Annotated in this window: 17 protein-coding genes; all 17 read right to left on the minus strand. The window is 47.9% G+C overall.

Annotation, left to right across the window (positions count from 1 at the left end):
- Window positions 1-22: 22 nt before the first annotated feature.
- Window positions 23-856 carry a flagellar hook-basal body protein gene (locus C7R92_RS26250; RefSeq protein WP_106836175.1) on the minus strand — a complete coding sequence of 278 codons (834 nt, stop codon included), beginning with the start codon at window positions 854-856 and terminating at the stop codon, window positions 23-25.
- 15 nt (window positions 857-871) lie between these two features.
- Complete coding sequence (locus C7R92_RS26255; protein WP_106836176.1) at window positions 872-1840, minus strand: flagellar hook-basal body protein; 969 nt, start codon at window positions 1838-1840, stop codon at window positions 872-874.
- Window positions 1841-1847: 7 nt separating this feature from the next.
- Window positions 1848-2864, minus strand: coding sequence for a rod shape-determining protein (gene mreB / locus C7R92_RS26260; protein ID WP_069850976.1), 1017 nt, complete (start codon window positions 2862-2864; stop codon window positions 1848-1850).
- Between the two features lie 81 nt (window positions 2865-2945).
- Entirely contained in the window at window positions 2946-3230 is a 285-nt protein-coding gene (spoIIID, locus tag C7R92_RS26265) for a sporulation transcriptional regulator SpoIIID (protein WP_003388385.1), read from the minus strand.
- 180 nt (window positions 3231-3410) lie between these two features.
- Window positions 3411-4139 carry a M23 family metallopeptidase gene (locus C7R92_RS26270; RefSeq protein ID WP_069850979.1) on the minus strand — a complete coding sequence of 243 codons (729 nt, stop codon included), beginning with the start codon at window positions 4137-4139 and terminating at the stop codon, window positions 3411-3413.
- An 87-nt stretch (window positions 4140-4226) separates the two neighbouring features.
- Window positions 4227-5243, minus strand: coding sequence for a stage II sporulation protein D (gene spoIID, locus C7R92_RS26275; RefSeq protein WP_106836177.1), 1017 nt, complete (start codon window positions 5241-5243; stop codon window positions 4227-4229).
- 173 nt (window positions 5244-5416) lie between these two features.
- Window positions 5417-6742 (minus strand): UDP-N-acetylglucosamine 1-carboxyvinyltransferase, encoded by a 1326-nt coding sequence (gene murA / locus C7R92_RS26280; protein ID WP_069850981.1) that lies wholly within the window; start codon window positions 6740-6742, stop codon window positions 5417-5419.
- An 18-nt stretch (window positions 6743-6760) separates the two neighbouring features.
- On the minus strand, window positions 6761-7504 hold the full coding sequence (locus C7R92_RS26285; RefSeq protein ID WP_106836178.1) for a YwmB family TATA-box binding protein: 744 nt from the start codon (window positions 7502-7504) through the stop codon (window positions 6761-6763).
- A gap of 98 nt (window positions 7505-7602) precedes the next feature.
- Window positions 7603-7833 carry a DUF1146 family protein gene (locus tag C7R92_RS26290; protein WP_017252340.1) on the minus strand — a complete coding sequence of 77 codons (231 nt, stop codon included), beginning with the start codon at window positions 7831-7833 and terminating at the stop codon, window positions 7603-7605.
- Window positions 7834-7937: 104 nt separating this feature from the next.
- The gene (nuoN, locus tag C7R92_RS26295) at window positions 7938-9470 is read right to left on the minus strand and encodes an NADH-quinone oxidoreductase subunit NuoN (RefSeq protein WP_106836179.1); all 1533 of its coding nucleotides are present in this window, start codon (window positions 9468-9470) and stop codon (window positions 7938-7940) included.
- A 3-nt stretch (window positions 9471-9473) separates the two neighbouring features.
- Window positions 9474-11006 (minus strand): complex I subunit 4 family protein, encoded by a 1533-nt coding sequence (locus C7R92_RS26300; RefSeq protein ID WP_017252342.1) that lies wholly within the window; start codon window positions 11004-11006, stop codon window positions 9474-9476.
- Window positions 10999-12912, minus strand: coding sequence for an NADH-quinone oxidoreductase subunit L (nuoL, locus tag C7R92_RS26305; RefSeq protein ID WP_069850984.1), 1914 nt, complete (start codon window positions 12910-12912; stop codon window positions 10999-11001). The genes C7R92_RS26300 and nuoL overlap by 8 nt, the downstream gene beginning before the upstream one ends.
- 27 nt (window positions 12913-12939) lie before the next feature.
- Entirely contained in the window at window positions 12940-13251 is a 312-nt protein-coding gene (gene nuoK, locus C7R92_RS26310) for an NADH-quinone oxidoreductase subunit NuoK (RefSeq protein WP_007722089.1), read from the minus strand.
- Entirely contained in the window at window positions 13248-13757 is a 510-nt protein-coding gene (locus C7R92_RS26315) for an NADH-quinone oxidoreductase subunit J (protein WP_106836180.1), read from the minus strand. The genes nuoK and C7R92_RS26315 overlap by 4 nt, the downstream gene beginning before the upstream one ends.
- A gap of 1 nt (window position 13758) precedes the next feature.
- Window positions 13759-14172 (minus strand): NADH-quinone oxidoreductase subunit NuoI, encoded by a 414-nt coding sequence (gene nuoI / locus C7R92_RS26320; protein ID WP_007722093.1) that lies wholly within the window; start codon window positions 14170-14172, stop codon window positions 13759-13761.
- A 121-nt stretch (window positions 14173-14293) separates the two neighbouring features.
- Complete coding sequence (nuoH, locus tag C7R92_RS26325) at window positions 14294-15304, minus strand: NADH-quinone oxidoreductase subunit NuoH (protein ID WP_170831628.1); 1011 nt, start codon at window positions 15302-15304, stop codon at window positions 14294-14296.
- The gene (locus C7R92_RS26330) at window positions 15301-16449 is read right to left on the minus strand and encodes an NADH-quinone oxidoreductase subunit D (RefSeq protein ID WP_017252346.1); all 1149 of its coding nucleotides are present in this window, start codon (window positions 16447-16449) and stop codon (window positions 15301-15303) included. Before C7R92_RS26330 ends, nuoH begins: the two co-directional genes overlap by 4 nt.
- Between the last annotated feature and the right edge of the window lie 2 nt (window positions 16450-16451).

Consider the following 16451-nt stretch of genomic DNA (forward strand, 5'->3'; position numbering starts at 1 on the left):
CGTCATGCTGAAATTATATGGGTTATCTGCTTCTCAGTTGGTTAGCAATGCCCATCATTTGATCACTGATGCCGACTGCACGTGAGTTCAATTGATACGCACGCTGAATGTTAACCAGTTGGGACATTTCCTCTGTCATGCTTACATTGGAGCCTTCCAATGCTCCTTGTCGAAGTGTAGCATCACCTGTAATGAGGGCATTCGTGTATTTGGTAGTTGGATTTGCACCGGAATCTAACTCAGCATCAAACAGATTCTGACCGACTTGCTGCAGCTGATCAGGATTGTCTACTTTCCAAAGACCGATATTGCCGTAAGACACTCCATTTGCAGTAAGTGCTCCCTCGGCAGTAATTTGAATATTGGTGACTGGCTCTGGCAATACAATATTTACGCCGTTTTCATCTGTTAAAATGTGACCAGAGGTAGTGTGCAATACATAACCTTGTTCATCATCATCGAATGAGACCTTGAAAGAGCCATCGCGTGTCAATCGATTTTCCTCTTGAATGACATTGCCAGTAGCGTCCTTGATCTTGTGAGTGACAAGAAAATACCCGTTTCCCTCAACCAACACATCTGTTGGCACATCAGTAACTTTCACACTACCGTGACCGAGATCCAGCTTGGTCATGCCAAGACGGGCACCGCTTCCGATCCGAATCCCCACCGATGTATTCCGATTTTGATTGTCTGCTGCCGGCTGTTCATTCATCGAATCGGAGAGAAGCTCGGAAAACGATGCGACCCGGCGTTTGTACCCGATTGTATCAATATTCGCCAGATTGTTGGCTGTATTGTCCAACGCTTGCTGAATACCGCGCATAGCTGATGTGGAAATATTAAGCGACTGCATCTTTCCTACCTCCTATTATCCGTTAACACGACCGATTTCATTAGCAGCCTTATCCAACGTACCATCAATCGTTGTAATGACCCGTTGGTTCGCTTCATAAGCGCGAAGAACACTCATCATGTTCGTCATGGTTTGGCCAGGGTCTACATTGGAGCGCTCACGCCAACCTTGTTGCATACCGTATCGACCTGAAATCGTAGGTGTAGCGTACGTACCTGCTGCCAGAGCTGCTTGATCGTTTGCTTCAGCAACATCAATCGCTTCGACGTCCATGTCGCCTTCCCAACGGAATACATTGGTTCCCTCACGAACCAGCATCAAGGGATTGGTTACTACAGCCAGTCCCAAACGAGGATGCGCTGCCAAAGATTGATATTCATTCGTGTTCGGGTCTTTGTACAACAATTCGCCAGCTTCGTTGATTTTCAAATCTTGTCCAGCATTAATTCCACTAACTGGGTCATTAACTCGAATCGCCTGATTTTGATTGTCCAAAACATAGTACCCATCAGCCGTTACCAAGTAGCCTTCCGCATTCACGTTCCAGTTACCGTTTCGCGTGTAGCGAATATCCTCTTCTTGAGCTGGCTGCGTCAAATCCTCAATCCGCGCCACACTGTAAAACAACCGTCGCTCATTCCCATCCGGATCTGGCTGAATATTGTCCATCAACGCAAGATCATACGGATTGCGTGTCTCTTCAATATCCCCCTGCGCAAAATTCGGTAGCGCCTCCGACATGTATACCCCTGTGTGCAAACGCCCGATAATGGCAGGCTGTCCAGGCATAGTAGGGATGCCTGGAACATCCAGTCCTTCCTTATCATTCATGCGGGAGAGCAATTGCTCCGGAAATGCACGCATGACACCCACGTCCTGTTTGAACCCGGGTGTATTGATATTTGCTAAATTGTTCGCCAGCGATTCTTGCCTGTTCTGCAAAGCCAGCATGCCAGATGCAGACGTATACAAGCCTCTGATCACTTAAATCTTACCCCCTGAATAATCGCTTATTCGAGTGAGCCGGCATCTTGTCCAAATAGTCCAGCATCATTCCTGTTCCTTTTGCAACGCACATCATTGGCTCGTCCGCTACCAGCACAGGAACCTTCAGCTCCTCTGCCAGAATCTCGTCAATACCGTGCAATAATGCGCCGCCACCGGTCAGGAAAACACCCTTATCAATTATATCGGCAGAAAGCTCCGGAGGTGTTCGTTCTAAAACAGATTTTGAGGCTTGTACAATCGCACTCACCGACTCAGCCAGGGCTTCCTGGACTTCAGTGGAGCGGATGGTAATCGTTTGCGGCAAGCCGCTTACCATGTCTCGACCCCGAATGTCCATTTCGTCCTGGCGTCCGCCGGATACGGTTCCAATCTGAACCTTGATATCTTCAGCCGTACGCTCACCAATCAGCAATTTGTATTTATTTTTTATGTAACGCATAATAGCCACATCGAATGTATCGCCTGCTATTTTAATGGAGGAAGACGTGACAATATCGCCCATCGACAATACCGCTACATCGGTCGTTCCCCCACCGATATCCACTACCATATTACCGGACGGCTGAAAAATGTCCATACCTGCCCCAACTGCGGCAACTTTCGGTTCTTCTTCGATAAATACTTCTCTTGCTCCACCGCTGCGCTCAGCTGCTTCGCGAATTGCTTTTTGCTCAACAGACGTGATGTTGGTCGGGCAGCAAATCAAAATACGCGGACGGGCAAACATGCTCTTTCCACCAATTTTGTTCAAGAAGTGCTTTAGCATAGCCTCTGTGATTTCAAAATCCGCGATAACCCCTTCTCGCAAAGGTCGGATCGCTACGATATTTCCTGGGGTACGGCCTACCATGCGATAAGCTTCATTTCCCACGGCCAAAACTTTTCTGGTTTTACTATCTATTGCCACGACAGATGGTTCGTCTAGGACAATTCCCTTGCCTTTTACAAAAACCAAGACATTGGCCGTGCCCAAGTCGATTCCGATATCTTTGCCAAACATGATAGGTCCTCCCTGATTACCAGTTACATTTCTACCTAATATCATAGGCTCTTCTACGTGAGAGGACAAGGAAATTCTTTCTTACACACTCTCCTCCTGTTCTACTCGTACTTTTTTACTACGCCGTTTGTACTTTATTTTGGTCGCTTCGCCTCCCCGAAGATGTCTGATGGCTTTGTGATATTCCAAAATTTCCTTTACCTGGTTCGCTAACTCTGGATTTATCTCAGGCAGCCGCTCAGTCAAGTCCTTGTGCACAGTACTTTTCGAAACACCGAACTCTTTAGCGATCATCCGAACCGTATTTCTTGTCTCTACAATATATCGGCCGATTTTGATGGTCCGCTCTTTGATGTAGTCGTGCACATTACTCGCCTCCTTGTATCTACATTGTCTGATACAATATATGGGTGCGTAGGGACACATATTCTACGTTTCCAAGCCTGACAAGCCAGCACGGCCGCATCTTTTTTCAACAGTTTGTACCACACGCAAAAAAACACCCGCAATTGTTGTATTTTGCAGGTGTTTTTCTAAATTCATCGGTTATTGATTTTTTACTTCCGTTTCAGCCTGAATCAAGTATTGCTCTGGATTGACAGGCTTGTTATCGATGCGAACTTCAAAGTGAAGATGTGCGCCAGCGTCTTTTTCAAAGGTGTTGCGCCCAGCAGACCCGATTACTTGACCTTGTGTCACTTCATCGCCTGGTTTGACTGTTACACTTTCCAGACTTTGATATACCGTAATCATTTTGTCTGCGTGCTCAATCTCAATCTCGTTGCCGACAAGTGGATCGTTCACCACTTTTACTACTTTACCCGCAAGAGCTGCGATGACATCAAAGCTCTTACCGTCCGTAGATACGAGGTCAATACCTGTGTGTGGGTAGAAGGTATTGTCGAAGCTCACCAATGCTTTTTGCTGATTGTCCTTGGAGGCTTTCTCATCGTAGTAGTTCATGCCCACATTGTACTGCACGCCTTTTCCTACTGGCCAAGCGAGTGGTTGTACGCCACTTGTAGCAGGTACCGCTTCTTCGTTTTGCGGTGTAGTCGTCTCAGGAGCTGCAGGAGTTGTCACTGCCACGCCATCTCCGCTATTCGTCATTTTGGATACCGTGTCCATGACATTGCCCTGATACCACATCACAAAAGCGAGAATGATTGCTGCGGTGCCGATGTAGATTGCAGGAAACGCCCATTTCTTGCCCAAAACTTTTTTCCAAGAACTTGCCTTCTTGAATGGAATTGGTTGATTTTTTTGATCTTCCATTTTATTCATCACCTCATCCCTCAGTATCGCCAGAATTTTGACGTATAAACCTGAGAGAGTAGGGAAAAGTAAAAATTTGCTTTTCTTTTAAGCTGGGATCACTCTTGAATACACTTGCAGACTAATTCCTTGATAGAAGTGCTTGACGATTTGCTCCGCGCTTTTCCCGCTTTTGGCCATTCCATTTGCTCCCCACTGGCTCATGCCGACACCATGACCGTACCCTTTGGTCGTAATGAAAACCTGATTGCCGCGCAAGTCCAACGTAAAGGAAGAAGAATTCAAATTGAGCTTTTCACGAAACTCTCTACCTGTAAACTCCTTGCCGCCAATGCTGATGGTTCCTACGCGATTTCCGGTTGTACGCGATTCGATCCGATACCAGGAACCATTGGTAGAAGCCTCCTGCGTGAGCTTGACGCCCAAATTCTTTTCTAGCTCCCCAGTGGACATGACGACCGTTTCCTCATAGCGAGGAGATTGAATATCCCAAGGACTCGCAACGCTCTTCAAATAAGGAATGGGCTTTTCCCAATATTCATCCGAGTTTTCTGTAAAACCATTACTGGTGGAAAAAAACGTCGCGTCAATGGGCTCGTTCTGGTAGGTCAGGATAATCCCTGCTGTCGCCATAACTGCCTGCTGAATTCGTTTGTTTTTCCATTCGTACTGATCTCCCCAACGCTCACGCCGCTGGTGCTCATCCATATAAACTTGATGCTGCACCGTATCCAAGACCTGACCACCTGATGGCACATCATCAAATTTGCCCTCTTTTACTCGTCGCACGATATAGGTCCTGGCCGCCAACGCCTGTGCTTTTAAAGCCTCCAGCTCGAACTCAGCTGGCATTTCCGCCGCTACGACTCCGGTAATATACGTTTCTAGCGGCAATGTTTCCACAGCTTTTTTTTCTGTACGGTACACCTTTACTGGCATAGAAGAAGCCGATTCCTTCATCGCCGGTATGGCAGGCTCCGTGACGGCCACAGTCGGCTGACTGACAGGGCCTATTTCTGGTGAAAACCAAAAGACCAGAGCAGCAGGCATCAGGACGAGCAAGATCGGCAAAGCGATAAACCACATGAGTAGATAGCGTTTCATGCAAGAGATCCTCCCCGTTACGTACTAGACACGAAAAGTCTGAATAACCTACTAAAAGTCTATGTTTGGTAACAGAGCGGTAGAACGAGAGAATGAGAGAGTCGAGAGAACGAAAAAAAGACCCCCTGCATACGCAGAGAATCTTTCGTTTTGCCATATGGTTGACGCATTTATCAAGCAAAATTAGGAGAGAAGCTTACTTTGATGGTTTCGGAAACTGCTTTTTCACGAGCCTTTTCTTCTGGAACCATACGTTCTACATCTGCGCCCAAAGCCAGCAGCTTTTCGGTAAAGTTCACGTAGCCACGGTCAATATGGTGCAGGGCAGAAACCTCAGTCTCTCCCTCCGATACGAGCCCAGCCAGTACAAGTGCTGCACCCGCACGCAGGTCAGTTGCTGCTACCTTGCTGCCTGTCAGCTTGGAACCACCTTCGACGATGGCACTGCGGCCTTCGATCTTGATGTTCGCATTCATGCGACGGAACTCTTCCACGTGCATGAAGCGGTTTTCAAATACTGTTTCGGTAACGATGCTCGTTCCTTCTGAAACAAGTAAAAGCGCCATCATTTGCGACTGCATATCCGTCGGGAAGCCAGGATATGGCAGCGTTTTGAGATCAACTGCTTTCAGTGGGCCTGTGCGGCGTACACGAATGCCGTTTTCTTGCTCCTCAATGTTCACGCCCATTTCACGAAGCTTGGCAGTCACGGATTTGAGATGATCGCAAATCGCACCTTCCACAAAGACATCCCCGCCAGTAATTGCTGCAGCAACCATGAAAGTTCCTGCTTCAATGCGGTCAGGAATGACACAATGTGTGCAGCCCTTCAGCTTTTCCACGCCTTCGATGCGGATCGAGCCTGTACCCGCTCCGCGGATTTTTGCTCCCATTCTGTTCAGGAAGTTCGCCAAATCAACGATCTCCGGCTCTTCTGCCGCATTTTCGATCAATGTGGTTCCCTCTGCCAAAGCAGCGGCCATCATAATATTTTCTGTTGCACCGACGCTAGCAATATCCAGGTAGATTTTCGCACCTTTCAATCGTCCTTCTACCGTCGCTTCAATAAACCCTTGTCCGATTTCGATCTTGGCTCCCATAGCCTCAAACCCTTTAAGGTGCTGGTCGATCGGGCGCGTACCAATGGCACATCCACCCGGGAGAGCGACACGAGCTTGTCCTTTTCTGGCTAAAAGCGGCCCCATCACAAGGAAAGATGCGCGCATTTTGCGTACCAGTTCATAGGACGCTTCTACACTCGTAAGCTTGGAAGCATCGATTGTCAGCACTTCATGATCATATGTAAGGGAGATTCCCATCGATTTCAAAAGGTCGCATATCGTCATGACATCGTCGAGAGCTGGTACGTCAGAGATGACACAAGTCCCTTCTTCTGCCAGGATAGATGCTGCAATAATAGGGAGTACGGCATTTTTGGCGCCAGATACTTTTACATTTCCAGACAATGCCTTACCACCACGGACAATAATTTTATCCAATGTGTACCCCTCCGCGTGCTAATATTCCACAGTGATGATTGGTGTACCTACAGTAATCCATGTTCCAAAATGGCTGTCACGATGCGTAGCCACCTGTAGATTCATCTTTTGACCGTTTAACGCGATGAATGATTCCCACATAGGGGTATACCCTGAAATGCTGACAACCGTCTCATCTTGCAAACGTTCTAATTCTGTCGCCTGGAGAGTACCAAAAATCGACAATATTTTACCCTCCTGTTGGTCAACACCCATCTTAACATTGTACAATCCGCGAATACAAGTGCTAATTTGCGGAATAAAGTCGGCGCTTTGCAGGGCATTCGTGAAGGTTTCCTGTACTTGTCCAATATATAGTAGGGAATCACGGTTTCCAGATAACTGAAGTACTAGATATACAGAAAATGCTCCATTTTTAGGAACTGCTGTCACCTCGTAGCTCAGATCCACGCCGTTTTGTGTGTATGTAGTCCTATATGCAAGTATGTTGTGCTTACGCGATTGTTCGCTTGGGGAAAACGGAATCTCAAGTTGTTGTGCCCATTTCGTCGCCAACTCTTTTACTTGTTCAGAACGCAGGCCTTCTCCCATCGCCGTACGCATACGTACCTGAACCGATACACCCGTTGCGCCCGTATCTTCTAGTACTTTCATCATTTCTGTCACAACCGGCTTTTCTTCCTTTGCTTGTGCAGGCATCCAATACACGGCCCCCATCACGAGCAATAGAGCCAGCACGCACCAACCAGACCATTTCCCCATTGATATCCTCTCCCTATGCTTACATGTATCTCTTTGTACTTCTCATTTTGTACATGTAGCTGGGTGGATATACCAGCGAATCGTCGTCTTTCTCGTATTTAGTTGAACAAATTCCCGAATGTCAGGGACCAGCCCAAGTAATCAAGGAAAAAGCGGGATAGTTCATATCCAATCACAATGGAAAGAAAAATTTGCAACAGCTTCGCCTGAACGCCATTTGGTTTTTTCAAAATCTTATCAAAGCGAAAGGATTGCAACGCCCACCAAGCGAGCCCAATAAACGCAATCGATAAAACGATACTCAACAAGCCATATACTTCTTGTGGCATGCTCGTTACCTCCTCATTGCCTATCCGAGAATCATAGAAAAAGGGACGGCCCGATTACGAGCCATCCCTTCTATTGTACCTGAAGTGCTATTCAGTTACGAGTATCACTGAGAGCTGGGAGAGAGCATGTTCCCAAAATCAAAGGACGGATTGAAATGAATTTGGATATAGTCGGTGACCAGACCCGGGAAAGCACCGAAGAATACGGTAGCAATTGCCATGATGAGAATAAACGTCCAAATGCCTTTTGGCACGACCATTGGTGCTTCGGTTGTCCCAGGACGCATGTACATCTGACGAATAATCCCAAAGTAGTAGTAGTAGGAAATGACGCTGGTGATGATCATAATCGCCGCCAGCCAGTAGTTTTCTACCACTAATGTACCCATGAACAGATAGAACTTCCCGAAGAAGCCAACCGTAATCGGGATACCTGCCAAGGACAAGAGGAAGATGCTCATCGCAACCGCCATAACTGGTGAGCGATGATACAATCCGGCGAATCCTTTCAAATCCTCTGTCTCTTGCTCACGAGATACAACCATAATCACAGCGAAAGCACCAAAGCTAACCAGCAAGTAACCGAACAGATAGAAGATCACTTCGCTGAAAAAGAGAGAGGTCGGTGGTACAAACGGCACGAGCAAATAGCCCGCTTGTGCAATGCCTGAATAAGCCATCATACGCTTGACGTTTGTCTGCCTGAGCGCCATCGTATTCCCGATAATCATCGAGGCCGCTGCCATTATCCCTAGATAGAGGCTTCCCTCTTCGAAAAAGAACCGTCCTGATCCCGTTCCATTGGAAACGTTGAAAAACGAGATCATCATTACTCGAAAAATCAGCGCGAACCCTGCTGCTTTTGACACAACTGCCAGGAAAGCAGTGACCGGGGTAGGAGCACCTTGATAGACATCTGGCGCCCACATGTGGTTAGGCGCTGCAGATATTTTGAATGCAAGACCTACTGCGAGAAACGCAAACGCCGTATAGACGAGGAACTGATAGCCCGCCATTCCCGCTTCTGCCAATCGGAATGAGATTTCATAAATATGTGTGGTTCCCGTGAGACCGTACACGTACGACATCCCAAACAGGAGCACAGCCGTGGCAATACTTCCCGAAACGACGTATTTGAACGCCGACTCGTTAGAAAGCCGCGATTTTTTTCGCAATCCGACCAGTACATAGGACGAGAGAGACAATAGCTCAAGTCCCACAAACAAGGTAATCAAGTCAGCCGACGAAGCCATGACCATAGCCCCGAGAAGCCCGGTCAGCAGCAAATAGTAATACTCGCCTCTGTGCTGGATTTCCCCTGATTTCAGATAGGACAGCGAAATGAGAATGGCAAAAGCTGTACCTGCCAGGAAAATCAGCTTGAACGCATTGCCGTAATCATCAATTCGGATCATGTCGATCATGTAGCTGTATGGCTTATCGAGAGCACTCATATTGATGATCACAAAGATCGCCGCTATGACCGTTGCCAGGAAGGATAGCCAACCAATGACCTGCTTGCCTAGGCGTTTGCCCGCAAAAAGATCCAGCAGTGATAGAAAGGTAGCAAAGCCCAGAATGATAAACTCGGGCAGAAGGTAGCTCCAGTCATATGAGAAAATATCTTTAACCTCCATGGATTACCCTCCTATTCCCGTTACGATAGGTACGATCGTTTTCAGTGCCTGCTGCATCGGATTCCCCAGAACTGCTGGATAAACCCCAATGAGAATAATACATCCCAATAGGACTACCATCGGAATGACTTCCATCGGCTGTGCATCAGCAAGTCCTGTACATCTACCTGGAGTAGGGCCAAAAGTCGTTTTCAAGATCGCTCTGAGTAAATAAACTGCGGTGAGGACAATCCCAATCGCTCCCACTGCTGCCATTACTGGCAAACGACCAAACAGACCGAGGAAGGCAAAGAACTCACTAATGAATCCGGACATGCCCGGAAGTCCGAGTGAAGCCATCCCGCCTGCCAACAACACACCGCTGACAAACGGCATGGACTTGGCTAAACCGCCCAAATCGTCGAGCATCGATGTCTGCGTCCGATCCCAAATGACACCGATCAAGAAGAAGAGCAGTGCTGAGATAAAGCCGTGGGATACCACCTGGAACATCGCTCCCTGAAACCCGATCGTGTTCATCGATGCGAAACCGAGCAAGACGATACCCATATGGCTGATACTGGAGTAAGCCAGCACCATTTTTAAATCCTTTTGTACGAAGGCCAGCACAGCTCCATACAAAATGTTGATAATCCCCAAAACTGCCATCCACGTAGAGAAATCATAGGCCTGCTCTGGGAAGAAGCCGATTCCCATCCGCAAAAGACCGTATGCCCCCATCTTCAGCAAAATACCGGAGTGAATCATGACGATAGAAGGTGGAGCCTGTACGTGTACGCGTAGCATCCACGTGTGGAACGGAAATACGGGCAGCTTGATCGCAAAAGCGATAAATAGCGCTAGGAAGATGCCAAAACGCATTTCTGGCGTAAGGATTTCGGTTATCGGATGCCCTGGTGTCGTCAGGATCGCCGTGATTTCATCCATATTGAGCGTCCGCATGATGACAAAGATCACGATGAAAGCCAGCAGCATAATCCCTGAACCGATTCCGTTATACAAAAGGAATTTATTCGCTGCTTGTTCGCGCTCCCCATATCCCCAAATCCCGATGAGGAAGTACATCGGTACGAGTGTCAGCTCGAAGAAAATGAAGAACAGAAACAGATTGTCTGCAGCAAAGACTCCCAACATGCCGATCAACAACAGGTGAAACAGGATAAAATACTCCTTCTGCCTCTTCTTGATCTGCCACGAAGCAATTGCTGCGAGGGTACCGATAATCGCCGTCAGCAAAATCAATGGCATCGAAATACCATCCACACCGAGTTCATAGTTGATCTCAAAAGCAAAGACGGTACCTGCCTGAGCCATTCCAATCGGAATCGAAATCCAATTGTGCTTTTCTACGAACTGCAGATTAGCTGTCTCGTAATCAAACATGCCGAACATCCAACCTGCCAAGATAAGTGCCGGCAACGTTCCAAAAATCCCGACCTGCTTGATCACACCTGCATGTCGACTGGGGATAAAGGCCATGACGAGAATCGCCAGCAGCGGAGAGAACACCAGTGATGACAAAAGGATATTACCCAAAGAGTCCACCTCCCCTAGCCGTCAAACTAATGGCGATGATCAAGAGTAACAGACCGAATATGACCATTGCCCCATAGGACTGAATCTGCCCACTTTGTACTCTTGCGTGCAAAGATCCGATTCCTTGGGTGATTTTTGCTGTCAATCCAACCAAACCATCCACAATATACTTATCAAATACATCCAGGACAAATCCAAGCCAGCCTAATGGACGAACAATGACGTTGTGATACAGCTCATCGATGTAGTACTTCTTGTATGAGAGCTGATAGAGCCACGGCATTGTTTTTGGAATAGTGTCCGAGGAGATTGATTTCTTGCCGTACATCAGGTACGCCAGCACGACTCCAAGAATGGAGATCAACAGTGCCACAATCTGTAACCAAGATGGTGCATGCTCACTGCCTTCCCCAAAAATGCTAGTGATTGCCGTCCCTGTGTTCGTTGATAACAACCAATCAGAGAGTAATGGCGCGTACGGTGTATTCACAAAGCCCGCGACAACCGCAAGCAATGCCAAGACCAAGAGCGGACCTGTCATGACACTTGGAGATTCGTGCGCCTCGTGCTTGCCACGTGCCTTCCCTGCGAATGTCAGGAAGAACAGACGGAACATATAGAATGCGGTAAAGAATGCTGCTAGCAGCGCGATGAACAGCAAATCGTAGCGATGCGCTCCGTAAACAGCTCCCAGAATCGCTTCTTTCGACCAGAAACCAGCGAACGGAAAGATCCCCGCAATCGCCAAGCAACCGATCAAGAAAGTCAAAGCGGTAATCGGCATCTTTTTCCACAAGCCACCCATTTCGAATACATCCTGCGTATGTACGGCATGGATGACACTACCTGCTCCAAGGAAGAGCAGTGCTTTGAAAAAGGCGTGCGTCATCAAATGAAAGGAACCTGCTACATAACCAGCAGCACCAGCTACACCCAATGCCAGCATCATGTACCCGAGCTGACTGACTGTGGAATAAGCCAAGACACGCTTGATATCCCGTTGAGTCAGACCGATGGAAGCTGCAAATATGGCGGTGAATCCTCCTACATACGCCACAACTGTCAAAGCCGTATCCGATGCGATAAACAGCGGATAGGTAGCAGCGACCAAATAAACACCAGCCGCGACCATCGTTGCCGCGTGAATTAATGCAGACACAGGTGTTGGACCTTCCATGGCATCAGGTAACCACGTATGAAGTGGAAATTGACCTGATTTTCCCATGGCCCCAACGAAAATGAGGATCGCCGTGAGTGTAATCATCCATGGTTCCAGTCGTCCGAGTGCGATACTCTCAAAAATCGCCCCGTACTCGAAACTTCCGGTCCACCAGAACAACAGACATATCCCGATGAATAGAGCAAGATCCCCGATGCGGGTAACGATAAAAGCCTTTTTGGCAGCCGCTTTTGCTTCTGTCTTGAAGTAGTAGTAGCCAACGAGCAGGAAGGAGCATACCCCGACCAGCTCCCAGAAAATATATACTTGCAACAAATTTGGCGAGATTACTAATCCCAGCATGGAGAACGTGAACAGCGCCAGGTATTGATAGAACACCGGAAAGCGTTCATCCCCATGCATGTAGCCTTTGGAATAAATTTGGACCAACAGACTGACCAATGTCACAATGACGAGCATCATGGCATTCAGCGGATTCACTTCGAATCCCATGTTGATCACGATATCGCCAATATGCAGCCAATCTATCACATAATGGTAATCGGTTCCCCCACCCTGGAATCTCTCCCAGAAGATGAGCACTGCGATTCCAAAAGAAACAGCCGTCAGGGTAATGCCCACTATGGCCGCTCCTTCTTTCAATTGGCGACCAAATGAGACGATCACGATGAAAGCAAGAAGCGGAAACAGAGGGATCAGCCAGGCATATTGCATTAGAGTATCCATCTTTGTCCTCCTTTTCAGGTTTCCCTCTTATCGTTTCATTTGGTCCATTTCATCAACATTCACGGTCTCCTTGTTGCGATACAGCGCAATCAGAATCGCTAGCCCTACGGCAACCTCGGCAGCTGCAACCGTCATCGTGAACAAGGTAAAGATTTGTCCCGTCACGGATGGATACAGTCCGAATTTGGAAAAGGCGACCAGGTTAATATTTACAGCATTCAGCATCAGCTCGATTGATAACAAGACGACGACTGCATTTCGCTTCGTCAATGCACCGTACAAACCTACACAAAAGAGAATCAGAGCGACCATTAAGTAGGAGGAAATGCTTACTGTCATTCGTTATCCCCCTCCTTTTTCGCCATGACGATCGCACCGACCAACGCGACCAACAATAGAACAGACAACAGCTCAAATGGTATGACGAATTTGGTGAATACTTCGATACCGATTTCTTTTGCATTGTTTACAGGAGCATCTGCAGGTGGCGGTGGCGCAGGCCACGGTGTATTTTGCACACCCCAGAATAATAGTCCGAACAGAACCATTACAAAGAGCAGGATAAAACGGTTTTTCCATGTCCGACCTGTTCCCTCATCGTTCGCATCGTGCTTGGTCAGCATGATTCCAAAGAGCATCAAAATGGAGATTGCCCCTGAATAAACTAGAATTTGTGCGACCCCGACGAACTCCGCTCCCAGCAAAACAAACAGACCTGCAATGCTGATAAACGTAACGCCCAATGAGATGACCATGTGGACGACGCGCGTAAAGCTGATCATAAACACCGCGCCACCGATCGTCAGAAGGGACAGGATAAAAAAGGCTACGAATTCGCCTGTCATACTAATTCTCCTCCCTGACGTTCGTATTGTTGTCGTCCAGCCATTTCAAGTTCTTGTACAATTCGTCCCGGCTATAGGCAGCCAGTTCGAAGTTGTTTGTCATCACAATCGCTTCAGTGGGACAAACCTCTGTACACAGATCGCATAAAATGCACAACTCAAAATTGATATCATACGTATCGATAATCTTTCCCTTTTTCTCCGGATCAGGATGGGGCTTCCCTGTCAGTTGAATACACTCCGTCGGACAAATGCGTGCGCATTGGTTGCAGACGATGCATTTTTCAGGAGAAAAGTGCTGAATACCGCGAAAGCGAGGCGGCATTGGAAAGGGCACATCCGGATAGAAGTGGGTTACTTTTTTCTCCGTGAGCTTTTTAAATGTATACCCCAGGCCTTTGGCCAGTCCTAGCATGTGTGTCACCCCTCAGGATTTGAGAACTTGGCTGCACCACGTTTTTGACGAAAGCTAGCTTTTGGCGAAGCAAGCCTATGGCGAAGCCTGCGCTATGAAAACAATTTCGATCAAGTCGCTACTAGAACATGCCATTTTGGTAAGAAACCACTACAGCTGTGAGCAGGATGTTGAACAATGCCACGGGCAACAGCACTTTCCAGGCAAACGACATCAGTTGATCGACACGTAAGCGCGGCATCGTGGCGCGAATCCAAAACTGGAGGAAGACGTAAATTGAAAATTTAAGGATAAACCAAACGATTCCCGGAATGAAGTCCAGCGATGGATGAATCGGCAACCATCCACCAAAAAAGAGAATCGTGATCAAGGCACCCATCCCGAACATGTACACATACTCCGCCAGCATGAACATCGCAAAACGGAAACCGGAGTACTCGACGTGGTAACCGCCAACGAGCTCCGACTCTGCTTCTGGCAAGTCAAACGGCGTACGATTCAGCTCAGCCTGAGCAGCAATGATAAAAACAGCAAATCCGATAAACTGCGGAACAATATTCCAGACATCCCGCTGCGCCTCGACAATATCCTTGAGATTCATGCTGCCCGTCAATAGGACGATACCCACCACGGACATGACCAGCGGTACTTCATAGCTGATCATCTGCGCAGCGGAGCGGAGACCCCCGATCAGCGAGTACTTGTTATTGGAGGCCCAGCCAGCCGTGATCACGCCTAATACGGTGATCCCAGACAAGGCGATATAGTACAAGAGCCCTATTCCCAAATCAGCGAAACGAATGCTGTCCGAAAAAGGCATGACCGCCAACACGGCGAAAGCAGGGGCATAGGCCAATATTGGTGCTAGAGTGAACAACGCTTTGTCAGCGTGCTGCGGACGAATATCTTCCTTTAATAGCAGCTTGGCAACATCCGCAACCGTCTGGAGAAGTCCCAATGGTCCTACTCGATTCGGCCCGATGCGCAGCTGCATCCACCCAATCACTTTACGCTCAAAGTAAATGGCGTACGTAACGAATCCCAACACGACTGCAAGCAGTAAAACTGCCGCTACGATAAACCAAAGCGTAGTCCCCCATGAGGGTGCTTGCTGCAAGAGAGTATTCATCAACAGTCAACCTCCCCGAGCACGATGTCGATACTGCCCAGGATGGCAACCATGTTCGAGAGGTTTTCCCCCTGCAACAGCTTAGGCAGAATTTGCAGATTGGTAAACGAAGGTCGTCTGAACTTCAATCTCCACGGTTTATCCTTGCCTTGACTGGCAATGTAACACCCAATCTCCCCCCGCGGTGACTCGATGCGCACATAGGTCTCCCCAGCAGGCGGACGAATCACACGTGGTACTTTGCCCATGACTTCGCCTTCACTCGGAAATTGCTCCAATGCCTGCTCAAGAATTCGCAGGGATTGTTCAATTTCAGCCATGCGCAGATGATAGCGCGCCATGCAATCTCCCTCAGTCGCTGTCGGCACATCAAATTCAAAACGATCGTAAATGCAATACGGTTCGTCCTTGCGCAGATCCCACTTGACACCTGTCGAGCGAAGCATGACACCTGATAGCGAGTAATCCAATGCCGTTTTTGTATCGAACTTTCCAATCCCTATGAGGCGGTTGATAAAAATCTCATTCCCTGTCACCAGTTGGTGGTAGTTATTCAATTCTTTCTTCATGTACTGGACAAATTCTTTGGCTTTGTCGATCCAACCTGGAGGTGCGTCCCATTTCACTCCGCCTACGCGCATGTAGTTAAAGGTCATCCGCGCCCCGCATAGCTCATTAAACAAATCCAGGATCGTCTCTCGATCACGGAATGCATACAGGAAGGGCCCCATCGCACCAATGTCCAAAAGAAACGTTCCCCACCAAACCAAATGGCTAGCCACCCGGTTCAGTTCCATCGCGATCAATCGCAAAAACTGAGCTCGCTCTGGAATCTCCAACCCCATCATCGTTTCTACTGCGTGGCAGAGAACGTAGTTGTTGGTCATGGCGGACACGTAGTCCATACGGTCTGTATAAGGAATAATTTGTGTATAGGTCAAGTTTTCTGCCAGCTTCTCTGTACCTCGATGCAAGTAGCCCATCACCGGAATCGCTTCTTTAATGGTTTCCCCATCGATTTTTACTACCAAGCGAAATACTCCGTGTGTACTCGGATGCTGTGGACCTACGTTTAATAACATCTCTTCCGTACGAAGTCCTGTTTCAGAAGAGGTATCAACATGAGTCGTGAGGATGTTATGGTTCATCT

This window comes from Brevibacillus porteri, from assembly GCF_003013475.1.
GTDB classification, from domain to species: Bacteria; Bacillota; Bacilli; order Brevibacillales; family Brevibacillaceae; genus Brevibacillus; species Brevibacillus porteri.